Below are 12,864 nucleotides of genomic sequence, written 5' to 3'. Positions count from 1 at the left end.
TACATAGGGCTTATAGCCCTGGAGCAAACCACCCGTTAGACGGGTGGTTATGATTTGATCTGCAGTAGTTACATCAGCACGTGCTTGTAGCAACCGCTCTTCACCAATTAATTTTTTTACAAAGTCGTTTGCAGGATTGCGTAGTAATTCTTGTGGTGAACCCACTTGAATAACCTTGCCTTCATCCATAACAACGATTTTAGTTGAAAGCTTTAAGGCCTCGTCCATATCATGTGTAACAAAAATGATTGTTTTGCCTAAATTTTCTTGGAGATTTTTTACAAGTTCTTGAAGCCCTTCACGTGTAATGGGATCAAGTGCGCCGAAAGGCTCGTCCATCAGTATCAAGTCTTGGTCGGCTGCTAATGCACGAATAACACCGATTCGCTGCTGCTGTCCTCCAGATAATTCTGAAGGGTAGCGGTCTAGGAACTCTTCCGGAAGTTCAACCAATTTTATCAGTTCCTTTGCTTTTGCTCTCTTTTTTTCTTCGGACCATTTAAGTAGTTTAGGAACTATTGTTACGTTTTCATAAATATTCATATGAGGTATCAAACCAATATTTTGTATGACATAACCGATTTTTTTGCGCAGTTTTACAGGGTCAACTTTTCGGATATTTTGTCCCTTGTAAATAATTTCTCCATTTGTTGGTTCAATCATTCGATTAATAGTACGCATTGTAGTAGTTTTTCCAGAGCCTGAGGTACCAATAAGGCAGATGAAATCCCCCTTTTGAATGGTTAAGTTTATATTGCTTATTGCGGTATTGCCGCCTTTGTAAACTTTATTGACATTTTTTAAAATTAAAATTGGTTCTTTTTTTGCCATATGGATCCCTCCAGTTGAAACATAATATATTTCAATTTAAGACTAGCATAAAAGTGGGAACGAGACTAAAAATACGAATGTGGACGAAAAAAACGAAAAAAACTGAGAAGATGATAGGGCTTAGTCCCTGTAGTCTCCTCAGTTAAGCTGGATTATATTATAAAGAAGAAAGTTTAATGGCTGATTTATCTGTGTTTTTATTATCAGCAGCAATTAAGTTATAGATGTTTTCTATGTGCTTAATATAGCGAGAAATATCAAATTTCAAAACTGTTTTTTTGATATCTGTATGATTATATTTACCACGCAAACGATAGATTTGCCGGCATGCAGCTATAAAAGCTTTTTGGTCGTTCATTGGAGTTAAAATTCCATTGTGGGAATTAATGATGTCTGCCGGTCCAGTAGGACAGTTTGTTGAAACAATTGGCAAGCCATAAGAAGCAGCTTCAATAACAACCATTGGGAATCCCTCATATTTTGAACAGAGCAGCAAGCAATCAGCTTCATTAATTGCTTCCCAAGGATTAGGCATCCAACCTTGCCAGTTAATGTTTTGTGAAATATGCAAATCATTTGCTAATGTTTTTGCTTTTGGAAGATCGGCTCCCTTGCCAAAGATGTCCAGTTTCCAAGGAATATTAAGCTGTGCCATTGATTCAAGAAGCATACGTACATTTTTTTGATCATCCAACAATATTCTTCCAATAAAAATTGCATGGAAAGGAGCGTTAGCTTTAGGTGTGCTGATTGTTTTCTTATTTACAGTGCGGATAGGATTATAGATCAGAAAGATTTTTTGGGCTGGGACTCCGAGTTCGATCAACTGTTTTTTTATCCCTGTACTAATTGCAAGATGATATTCTGAGAAAGCAAGTTCTTGACGAGCAAAAATGTTTGATTCAGCAATGGAGGTATGTCCCCAAGAAACAATTTTATAATGAAGGTCATATTTTTTCCTGATCTGATAGGCAGTTACACAAGCTCTGCCTTCGAGCCCCAAAACGATATCTGGTTCTGCTGCTAAAACATTTTTTTCAATAAACTCTTTTTGTGCTTGTGCATCTTGTGCATGGCAAATTTTAAGTTGGTAGCCGGTAGTACGTGTAATCCATTGGAGCCATTCAAGTTTTCCGCTTTTAGGGATCAAAACCTGATATTCATTTTTTAAATCTTCGTTGACCAAGTTCGAAATGACTCTTTCGGTACCGCCATGTCCCTCTAAATACTGTGTTATTAATGTTATTTTCACGATAATTCATCCTTTCATTTTATGAAGCCAACATTAATTTGATGTAATCTTAAATAAGTTGTATTAGTGAGTCAGTAATTGTTAATTAACTTAAAAATTCTAAAAATAGTTACACCGCATTTGTTAATTATAAAAAATTTAAAACACAATAATGCAGTTGTAACAAAAGTACAGACAGCTAAGGTATGTGATTTTGTTTCAAGCAAATGCAGAACTCGATTTTAAAATTCACCCGGCTTTCATTTTATCAACAAAGAAAATAGTTTACTTATGGCTAGTTGGATACATAAGAATGGCATTATTTAAATAATAAAAAAATAAAGGTACAATAACCTTATCCAAATGGTTGTTGAACTGATATGACAATACAGAAACTAAAGAATCTATATTATACTTACCCCCATCTAAACTTTATTATAGATCTAATCAACAGAAAAACTCAAATAGTTGAATTTTGTAAACAAAAATATACAAATAATATTTTTTAAAAATTAGATTAAAGCTGATTAAAATATAAGAATTTTGTTTCTATTATTTCTAATAAAAGTACGTTAAATTATAAATAAAGCGATTAAATTTATTTGAATTGTGAAGATAGTTCGAAGAATAAAGGAGAGAAACAAGTGTCTATTTTTAAAAAGCTGGCTTGGTTTTTCAAAATGCGGAAAAGAGCCTATTTTTTGGGAGGCTTTTTCCTTGTGTTAGTTGCTCTTTTGAATGTTATTTTGCCTCTTATAATTGGAAAAGCAGTAGATCATATTCAGCGTAAAGATTTGACTGGAGCAGTCTTGACAGAACTGCTGGAACGAATCATAGGATCACGTTTAGTTAAACATTTTATGGAAATGGATGCGGCTTTTTATCATGAATATCGTCTTGGTGATTTGATGGCCCATGCTACAAATGATGTTACTGCAGTTCAACAAGTTGCTGGCTTAGGGGATACTTTGGCAGATTCCCTGATTACTGGCAGGACTACAATCATTGCAATGGTTCTTTTTATTGATTGGCGGCTTACATTGATTGCGGTTTTACCTTTGCCGTTGCCTGCTTTAATTGCTAATGTTTTAGGAAACAAAATACATTTCGCTTACAGTAATTCGCAAGCTGAGTTTTCGAGCATTAATAATAAAACACAAGAAAGTATTTTAGGAAACAAAGTTATTAAATCTTTGGGTTAAGAGCAGCAAATTTAAGCTGACTTTGAAAAGCATATTAAATGAAATACTAAGGTAAATAAAAAGGCTAATTTTCTTGATGCATTATTTTGATCAAGCTCCTGCTGGCTCAATCGTTTCTAGAGTAACCAACGATACAAAGACATTATTTAATTTTTGAAACCTTTTTTTAACGTTGCTCATAACAGCTTTTTTTAGTATATTGGCTTTGATAGCAATGTATACTTTAAACGTTAGACTGACAACTATTATTTCGCTTTTTTACCATTTTTAATGATTGTGATTATGTGTTATCAAAGGTACAGTTCTCGTATCTATCGACAAATGCGTGAATACTTAAGCAAGATCAATGCTGAACTGAGCGAAACTTTGTTATGCATGAGTGTTATTCAACAATTTGGGCAGGAAAATCGAGTACTAAAAGAATTTGAAAAGATAAATGAATCCTATTTAAAAAAGCGCTTTGCAATGATTAAAGCTGATTCATTGTTTCTATATCCTGTTGTGACACTAATGTTTGTTTTAGCTGAAGTAATTGCCTCAGCAATTTGTATAAGCTGGAGTTATTTATGCTTTTCTTTCTTATTTACAGAATTTTTTTAATCCGATGACGGATGTGATGAATAATCTGACGGTTTTTCAAGACGGAATGGTTGCTGGCAGCAAAATATTAAGGATTTTAGATGAAGAAACATTGGCACCGGCAAAATGAACAATCTGATTTTAAGATTAGACAGGGAAAAATTGAGTTTGAGAAAGTAACTTTCGGTTATGATGTTGCTTGCTCCGGTATTGAAAAGAATTTCTTTTACAGCGGAACCGGGACAAACGATTGCGCTTGTTGGACATACCGACAGCGGGAAAAGTTCAATTATAAATATTCTAATGCGTTTTTATGAGTTTGGAAAAGGAAAAATCCGCATAGATGGCCAAGATATTAGAGAAATCAGCATCAAAGAATTACGAAAAAAGATTGGGCTTGTTTTACAGGATTCATTTCTTTTTTATGGTGATATTGCATCAAACGTTCGTATGTTTGATAAAAGAATCAGTGATGAAAAGATAAAACAGGCAGCAGAATTTGTACATGCTACTGAATTGCCTCAAAAATATCATTCTCAAGTTATTGAAAGAAGAGCAACATATTCGGCTGGGCAAAAGCAGCTGATTTCATTTGTACGTACTATTGTAAATGATCCCAAAATATTGATTCTTGACGAAGCAACAGCTAACCTTGATACACAAACAGAGGTACTGATTCAAAAAGAGCTGAAAAAAATTCGGCGCGGAAGAACAACAATTGTGGTAGCACATCGGTTATCAACTATTAAAGATGCAGATCAGATACTTGTTTTGGATAATGGACAAAACGTTGAACACGGAACACATGCTCAACTGATTTCACAGGAAGGAAAATATTTTGAAATGTATCGTCTTCAGAGTTCGATGAATAGTAAGGTTATGCAGTAACTTTTTGATATGAAATAGTGCTTGGTTGTAAAAAGAGGGGGTAAAACTGTTTTTTTAAAAGATTGCTCAACTTTGCAATTTAAACTGCATGAAGAAGTGAAATGAAAAATTTATAACTTAAAAAGGATGTAATATCGTATTTAAAATAAATGAGCTAAAATTACATTTTATTTTTTTGATTTCAGAGTTGTAATCTAAAGAATTTATTACTATCATAAAATAAGCGCAATTTTAAAAGAAGAGAGGGAAAAATGTAATGAAACCAATTATTGGAATACCTAGTGATCAACTAGTTGAAATAAATCCAAGGATGCCTGGAGACTATCCGGCGTATGCACCACATGATGTTAAAGAAGCAATTTTCGCAGCTGGTGGAATTCCTATTATTTTACCTTTTCCAGATGATAACAGTCACGCCCAAGAAGCGGCAAGAGATGCAGCTGCTCTATTTAACGGCTTATTACTGCCAGGGGGCCCAGACGTCGACCCGCTTTTTTTTGGTGAAGAACCGATTCCAGAAATTGGAATTACATTAACCGCAAAAGATCGCTTTGAAATTGCTTTAATTAAAGAAACACTTGCTGCAAATAAGCCAATCTTCGGTATTTGCAGGGGAATCCAAATATTAAACGTATCACTTGGCGGAACTCTTTATCAGGACCTAAAAGCACAATATAGTAATTATGCTATTCAGCATTCACAGGCAACTCTAGGTCATTTTCCGACACATCATATCAGGACAAAAAAACAAAGCCATTTGCAAAGCATTTTAGGTGACGAGGTTGTAGTTAACTCTCGGCATCACCAGGCGGTGCATGAACTTGCTCCTGCTTTAGAGGCAACTGCTGTAGCTCCGGATGGAATAATCGAAGCTGTTGAAGGAAAAAGCCAAAATATTTTAGCAGTACAATGGCATCCAGAAAATTTATGGCATAATGATCCAACCGAGTTTAAGCTCTTTACGGACTTTGTGTCTCGTGCTCAGGGCTGATAAGAAAGAAGTTTTTATTGTGAATAAAAAAACTGAAGTTTCTGTTTTAGTGAATAGGTTAAAAAAGCAAGGAGTTGAACAAATTGAGTTCATTTATACTGATTATACCGGCTTATCACGCGGAAAGACTGTCTTTATTAATGAGCTCAGCAGTCGGCTTTTAGATGGAGTGGGAATCACCAGAGCAATGCCAGCTTCTACTGCAAGAGATGAAATTGTAAATGTTCCAGGGATGAATGCCGTCGGGGAATATCGCTTAGTTCCTGACCTTGAATCGCTACGCATTTTACCGTATGCTCCTCAGGTTGCAACAGTTATGTGTGATTATTATGATGAGCAAAAAAAGCCATTAGCATTTGATCCACGGGTTATTCTTCAAGAGATTATTAAGCAATTTAAAAAATTCGGTTTGGAAGCAAAAATGACTTATGAAAATGAATTTATTTTGTATAAAGAAGATCCTGAAACTGAGCTTAAGCCTGATAACCCTAAAATCTGCTTTTCGACGGAGGCAATGGACCATGCATATCGCTTTTTACCGGAACTTGTTAAGAAACTGAGAGCCGTAGGAATCTATCCTGTAGAATATTATCCCGAGGCAGGTGCTGGACAGCATGAGATTCCGGTTGCGCCAAGTACACCCTTAAATGCAGCCGATAATGAATTACGCTTCAAACGGATAGTTAAGCGAGTAGTTCAAGATTATGGCTTGTACGCAACTTTTGCCCCTAAGCCTAACCTTGAAACTGCAGGAACTGGTGCCCATATTCATCTGTCATTGTGGAAAGGTGAAAAAAATGTTTTCTTTGAAGAGTCGGATGCATTGCAGTTGAGCAAAACTGGTTATTATTTTATTGGCGGCCTCATGAAACACATGCGTGCATTGCTGGCGTTCACCTGTCCTACTGTTAATTCTTATCAGCGTTTGCAGCCGGGTCATTGGAGTTCAGCGTATGCGACATTTGGTAAAGATAATCGCGAGGCGGCAGTGAGGATTCCCTCTACATTCTGGAGTGAACAAGCTTCTTCAATGAATATTGAACTTAAAGCAAGCGATGCAACGGCTAATCCATATCTGGCTTTTGCCGCAATTTTAGCTGCTGGATTGGATGGAATCAAGAATAAAATCTTGCCTAATACATTTGTTGATGAAGATCCGGCAACAATGACTAAAGAACAACGTACAAAACTCAATATTAAAAGATTACCGCTTGATTTGGAAACTGCACTTGTAGCATTGGAAGAAGACAGTTATTTTCGCACTATTTTTACTGATGTAGGAGTTGATACGTATTGTAAGGTCAAACGAGCGGATATTCGTTACTTTAAAAATATGTCTGCTGTCCAAATAGCTGCAGTGCATCGTGACTTGTATTAAGGAGGAAAAATGGAATTAGGGGAATTTATTGAAACAATGCCTCTGCTTGATCATCATTGCCATTTTTTGATCAAAGGGGACGTTGAAAAAAGGGAAGAACGTCTGGCACAAGTATCTACTGAAGCTGATAACAGCTATCCTTTGAGTGATACAAAGAATAGACTTGCATGGTGGGCCTTTCGTGCTGAAGCGCAATACTTTGCTAGAGACAAAACAAATTTTTTGCAAAGTATGGATGCAAAAGAGTATGCAGCTTACAACCAATTAATCTTCAAACATTATAATTTCAAAATGTTGCTGGTTGATACAGGATTTGTTCCGGCTGATGCAATTATAGATTTGAATGAAATGAAAAAAATTACTGGTTTGGCCGTAAAAAAAATATATAGGATTGAAACGCATGCACAAGAATGGATGGAAAAGGAAGAAACTTTTACGCAATGGTGGCGGCAGCTTTCCCAACAGGTTGCCCATGCTGTTGAAGATGGATTTGTGGGTTTTAAATCAATCGCTGCTTACCGCTTTGGCTTACGGTTGCGCAAGGTAGGGACTGCAGAAGCAAAAAAAGCTTTTCATGGTTGGAAAAATTCTGGAGTTAAACGGCTTTCTGACCCTGCATTAATTAGTTACATAGTTTGGAATTTGGCTCCATATATTATTGCACAAAATAAACCGCTGCAGTTTCATGTCGGTTATGGAGATGCTGATACTGATTTATTTGAAGGGAATCCTTTATTACTGAGAAGCTTTTTACAGAATTGGTGTCCTAAGGGGTTGAAGGTGGTCTTGCTTCACTGCTACCCATATCATCGTGAAGCTGGTTACTTAGCAAGCGTTTTTCCTAATCTATTTTTCGACACATCTTTGATTGATCCATTGGGGCCGAGCGCAGTTAATAGAGTGTTAGATGAAGCGCTTGAGTTGGCACCTTATTCGCGTTATCTTTTTGCTTCCGATGCAAGTACTTATCCTGAAATGTATGGTGTGGCTGCTTCAAGGTTCAAAGCTGCTTTACTGCATCATTTTGCACATTTAAGTGAGGTCCCATTAGAGCAAAAAAAGGTTTGGATCAGAAAAATCTGTTACCAAACGGCTGCTGAGCTGTATATAAATTAAGGGAGTTAATTATGAAAAGTAAGAAATTGTCGCTTTTAGAAGTTTTGGGGCTTTCAGTTGCAATGCTGGCACCTACTGGAGCTATGGCCTTCAATACTGCAGGTGCTGTCACCAATTCTGGAATTGTTGCACCGCTAGGCTTTCTGCTGGCCGGATTAGGAATCTTATTTGTAGGAATTTCTTTTGTTGAACTTGGACGTAAGATTCCAGGAGAGGGTTCCGCTTATGCATATAACGCAAAAGCATTGGGAGAAAAGACCGGATTTATCTCTGGGTGGCTATTAGTTTTGACGTATACTACTTTTGCTTTTAGCAGCTCTGCAGTAGTTGGCAACTTTCTGGATGTCTTTTTTAGACACTTTAACATCATAATTCCAGTTCCCTTATATGTAATATTTGTACTGCTGTTAGGGGGAACTTTGAGTCATAAGGGAATTGAATTTTCAACAAGATTTGCTTTGGTATTAGAGTTGTTTGCTGTTGGAGCGTTGGTTATTCTTACATTAATTATCTGGTTAAAAGGCGGGGATGCCGGACTTTCGACAAAGCCTCTCAATCCTGCAAATGGAACATTAAGCGGTATTGGAGCAGGAATGATTTTTGCATTAATGTCGTTTGCTGGTTTTGAAGGTTCCGCAACAATTGCTCCGCGGGCTAAAAACCCAGCAAAAGCAATCACAACTGCTATTCTAGGTGCGGTTATTTTTGCAATGGTTTTTTATTTCACCGTGACTTATACAGAAATTATTGGTTTTGGAACCGCTAATATTGGAAAAATGCAAAATTCGACTGCTCCTTTAAATTATTTGGCAATTCGCTATGTTGGCAGCTACATGGCTATTTTCATCGACTTTGCATCAGTAACAAGTTATTTTGCATGTTATTTTGGTGCACTTAATGCAGGTGCTTTTATGCTTGAAGCACTCTCTAAAAATGGTTATTTAATGCCATGGCTGGGTGATCTAAGAGGAGAAAAAAGGACCCCAGTACACGCACTAGATTTGATTACGGTATTAGCGTTGATTTTCTATGCGATTGTTGGAATTGGTTTTAAGGTTTCTGCTGGTAATTATTATAACTATTTTGGAACAATTGGAGTAATTGCACTTTTACTGGTTTACGTTCTTGTTAATACAGGAGCAATTGCATATTTTAGAAAACAAAAACAAGGGCGTTTCAAACATCTGCTGGCACCTATCATCGGTATTTTAGTTATGATTTTTCCAATCTATAGTAATCTGTGGCCGATTCCCGCATGGCCAATGAATACTTTTCCGTATATTGTTTTTATTTGGCTTATTTTAGGTTTTTTCGTTCCTCAAAAAAAAGCAAAAGTAAAAGAAAATACTAAGTAAAGCCCGCTAATAGCCTTATGATAATCTAAAAGCAAAGTAGGTTATAATAGATATAAATAAAGTTAATAATAGTGTACGGAAAAGGAGGGCAGATTGTAGTGAAGATCGGCGTGATTGGTTTAGATGTAAATGTTCAAAAAGAATATCTGCCCACCTATAGTAAAATGTATAACCAGGCTGAATTTATCTTTGCCAGCAGCAATGCCAGAATTCGCAGCAAAATGATGTCTAAGTATCATTTGTTAAATATGGTGGGATCACTTGAAGAATTATTTGCAGCGGGGATAGAAGCCTGTTTTATTCATGTGTCAGCTCCGCAGCGCTGTAATTTTGCACGTAAATGTCTCAATAGAAATATTCATGTGTTTGTTGACGGTCCTCTTAGAAAAAAGCCAACAGAAGTTAAGGAACTGCAAGAACTGGCTTTGGCTCATTCTAAGATATTTATGATTGGTTTTAATCGTAGATTTGCGCCATTAGTTGAAAAAATAAAAAAAATTCCTGCTAAACAGGTTTTGTTTCTTCAAAAAAATGTTGTGACTCAGGCGAGAAATGTTGAAGAATTGTTTTATAATTCTTTTCTTGAGCTTCTTGATACAGCTGTTTACCTTTTAGATGGTGAAATAAAAAAAATAACTCCTATAATAAAGCAACGTGGGGGAACGCTTGAAACTGCTACTCTAATAATTGAAACTAATGCAATGACAACAATCTTGACGATGAATTTTCAAAGTAAGGTAAATTCAGAAATATACGAAATCACTAGTGCAAATGAACTGTCTGTTTTGAATGACCTGAATGCATTAAGGGTACTGCATAATGGAAGTGAATAATTATTTGGTTTTGAGAATTGGGATTCACCTTTAAAAATAAGGGGATATGAGCAAATGGTAAAGCTGTTTATTGATGCAGTTAAGAATGAAACATCAACGGATTTGAGACAAAAAAATATTCTCTTAGGTTATCGTTTATGTGCTGAAATGATGAGAGAATATAAAAGACAGATAAAATAATGTTATATTTTCGAATTATGGGGGACTGGGTTAAAACTTATGTTTTGGCTCAGCTTTTTTGTACTTTTTTGCAGTTGCCATATTAATGTGTTTCATTAGTCAGTCTTTTCCACTTAACTACGAATTACTCATAGTCAAATTCATACTAAGTTCGTAATTCGCAGTTAATGCTCAAAGCCTAACGTGACTATTGGCGCACTCCCCTTTTTTTATAAGAAAAGGTGGAAACTGAGTTAATAGTTTTAATTTTAAGTTTTTTTTGAGATAATTTAAAAAGAAAGTAGAAATTGGGAGGAGGTTAATTTTGAAAAATAGAAAATGGTTTTGGATTATAATTATGTTTCTTGGGGGAATATTTGTTTTTTTCCCCAATCCAGTACATGCAGATAGTTATAAAATAACTCATTATCATGCACAGGTGGATGTTCAAAAAAATGGAGATGCTGTACTTACACAAAGGATCACTTATGACTTTGATGGTAGTTTTAATGGAATCTACTACAATCAGGACCTCAGGGGAATTGACGATGTTTCAGATGTAAAAGTTGGTTTACAGTCAAAAAATGGGGAAACTTCACTGAAGCAGACACAGACATCCGAAAATAATTCATATGAGATGACTAGAACAGACAATGAATTGAAGCTTAAGGTTTTCCATGCAATAAAAGATAAAACTGCTACTTTTATTTATCAATATCGACTGCATGGAATGATTACCAATTACCGTGATACTGCAGAAATGAATTGGAAGATCATTGGGAAAAATTGGGATGTTGCACTCCATGATGTCCAGATCACAATTCAACTGCCAGCTAGAAATATTACAAAATTGCAGGCCTGGACTCATGGTGATCTTTCGGGAAGGACAACTGTTTACCAAAATGATGGAAAGATTTTGATAGAGACGGCTGAAAATCCTGCGGGGCAATTTATTGAAAGTCATCTTCTTTTCCCTACCAGTGTGACTCCGCAAAATACTAAAAAAGTTGATAAAACTGCTAAAGAAAGGATTCAGCTCAAAGAAGCCCGACTCGCACGAGAGGCGAATGAAAAGAGAAGGTCAAATGAAAGACTGGTAGGGATTTTTAAATATGGGACACTCGGACTTTATCTGCTGGTATTTTTAGGATGGTTATTTTGGATGATCCGTCATCGCGGGAATGTCAGGCAGAAACTGGCGCCTCTGGTTCATTCATATGAAGTCCCGCCGTTTTCTGCAGAGAGTGCACAAATTATTTTGTCTAATGGGAAGCCTGACGCAAATGCTTTTAGCGCATATCTGCTTGAATTAGCAGCGCAAAAAGCGGTCGAGATTAAGCCGCTTGCAGTTAAGAAGAACAATTATGAAGTTAGGTTGCTTGATGAAAGTATTTTGCAAGAAAATGATTTACTGACTGTCCTTTTTGAAAATGTCGGCAATGGTAAAGTATTTACTTTAGCTGCACTTAAAAAATTTGGGAAAAGCCAGCTTGACGCAAAAAGGCTACAAGATGCCTTTTCAAGGTGGCAAAAAGAGGTAGCTGCAAAGACAGATAAACTTGGATTTAAAGACCAAGAAAATATAAAATTACGGATGTATATCTATGGTTGGATGACCGGATTAACAGTTTTCGCAGGCATTTTGTTATTTTTGCTGTGGGGCACTTGGCCATTGATACTGCCAGTTGGTTCGTTAGTATTGGCATATTTAGCAAGTTTTTCTTATACAAAAAAAAGGCCACCATATTCTAATGAAGGTTGGCAGGCATATTACCAATTGCAATGCTTCAAAAAAATGCTTAAAGATATTGGGCGATTTAACCTTAAAGAAGTCGGTGACTTGATTCTGTGGGAACAGATTCTTCCATATGCAGTAGTTTTTGGACTTGCAGACAAGGTAATTAAGGCGTTAAAAGCTAATTTCACAGTTACCGAACTTGATAACGGGTTTGCAGTTTATTATCCTTTCATTATTGCAGGCAATACTAATTTTGGGAGTGCCTTTAGTGCTAATTTCACAACCGCGATTGGAAACAGTTCTTCTGGTATTGGCGGTTCAGGCGGTTTTAGCGGAGGGTCTTCTGGAGGGGTCGGCGGTGGCTCAGGAGGCGGCGCATTTTAAGTGCTTGAGTACTGTTTATAAGTGATTGCAGTTTATATTTTTAGAGGTCAAAGAAAAGGTGAGAAAAACTTAATTCAAATTGAAGAACTACGCTAAATTTATCTTTTGGCGTAGTTCTTTTAAATTTATTGTCTTTAGACCTAGTTGAGCTCGCTAGTGTGCGAAACAATAAACCACCC

10 protein-coding genes and 1 pseudogene are annotated in these 12,864 nt (G+C 36.3%); 9 read left to right on the top strand and 2 right to left on the bottom strand.

All coding sequences use genetic code 11. The features are described from left to right. Together FD46_RS03950 and FD46_RS03945 are read right to left on the bottom strand one after the other, a co-directional pair. The coding region (locus FD46_RS03950) for an ABC transporter ATP-binding protein (protein ID WP_057895897.1) at positions 1–831 on the bottom strand (831 nt) is incomplete at its 3' end. Positions 832–988: 157 nt separating this feature from the next. Further along, positions 989–2,083: a glycosyltransferase gene (locus FD46_RS03945; RefSeq protein ID WP_057895896.1), complete on the bottom strand. Its 1,095-nt coding sequence runs from the start codon at positions 2,081–2,083 to the stop codon at positions 989–991. A 623-nt stretch (positions 2,084–2,706) separates the two neighbouring features. Between FD46_RS03945 and FD46_RS03940 the strand changes: the two genes are divergently transcribed. The 9 genes and pseudogenes from FD46_RS03940 to FD46_RS03900 all read left to right on the top strand — a co-directional run bounded on the left by FD46_RS03940 (position 2,707) and on the right by FD46_RS03900 (position 12,685). Next, on the top strand, positions 2,707–3,264 hold the full coding sequence (locus FD46_RS03940; RefSeq protein WP_057895895.1) for an ABC transporter transmembrane domain-containing protein: 558 nt from the start codon (positions 2,707–2,709) through the stop codon (positions 3,262–3,264). Positions 3,265–3,340: 76 nt separating this feature from the next. Then, a pseudogene (locus tag FD46_RS10780) lies at positions 3,341–4,731 on the top strand (ABC transporter ATP-binding protein); the annotation flags it as partial. Between the two features lie 256 nt (positions 4,732–4,987). Then, a complete protein-coding gene (locus tag FD46_RS03925; protein WP_057895892.1) occupies positions 4,988–5,722 on the top strand; it encodes a gamma-glutamyl-gamma-aminobutyrate hydrolase family protein in 735 nt (244 codons plus the stop codon). 19 nt (positions 5,723–5,741) lie between these two features. Then, positions 5,742–7,100 (top strand): glutamine synthetase family protein, encoded by a 1,359-nt coding sequence (locus FD46_RS10355; RefSeq protein WP_057895891.1) that lies wholly within the window; start codon positions 5,742–5,744, stop codon positions 7,098–7,100. A gap of 9 nt (positions 7,101–7,109) precedes the next feature. Then, complete coding sequence (locus FD46_RS10350; RefSeq protein WP_057895890.1) at positions 7,110–8,216, top strand: amidohydrolase family protein; 1,107 nt, start codon at positions 7,110–7,112, stop codon at positions 8,214–8,216. Positions 8,217–8,224: 8 nt separating this feature from the next. After that, positions 8,225–9,571 (top strand): APC family permease, encoded by a 1,347-nt coding sequence (locus FD46_RS03910; protein ID WP_057895889.1) that lies wholly within the window; start codon positions 8,225–8,227, stop codon positions 9,569–9,571. Positions 9,572–9,642: 71 nt separating this feature from the next. Next, on the top strand, positions 9,643–10,404 hold the full coding sequence (locus FD46_RS03905; RefSeq protein WP_235805554.1) for a Gfo/Idh/MocA family oxidoreductase: 762 nt from the start codon (positions 9,643–9,645) through the stop codon (positions 10,402–10,404). Positions 10,405–10,458: 54 nt separating this feature from the next. Continuing rightward, on the top strand, positions 10,459–10,584 hold the full coding sequence (locus tag FD46_RS10665) for a hypothetical protein (RefSeq protein WP_268872844.1): 126 nt from the start codon (positions 10,459–10,461) through the stop codon (positions 10,582–10,584). Positions 10,585–10,888: 304 nt separating this feature from the next. Next, the gene (locus FD46_RS03900) at positions 10,889–12,685 is read left to right on the top strand and encodes a DUF2207 domain-containing protein (RefSeq protein ID WP_057895887.1); all 1,797 of its coding nucleotides are present in this window, start codon (positions 10,889–10,891) and stop codon (positions 12,683–12,685) included. The last annotated feature ends 179 nt before the right edge of the window (positions 12,686–12,864 follow it).

It is taken from the genome of Liquorilactobacillus oeni DSM 19972 (assembly GCF_001436275.1).
In the GTDB taxonomy this organism is placed as follows: Bacteria; Bacillota; Bacilli; order Lactobacillales; family Lactobacillaceae; genus Liquorilactobacillus; species Liquorilactobacillus oeni.
The sequence above is the reverse complement of the archived record's forward strand: the minus strand, read 5'-3'. Positions and strand labels throughout refer to the sequence as shown.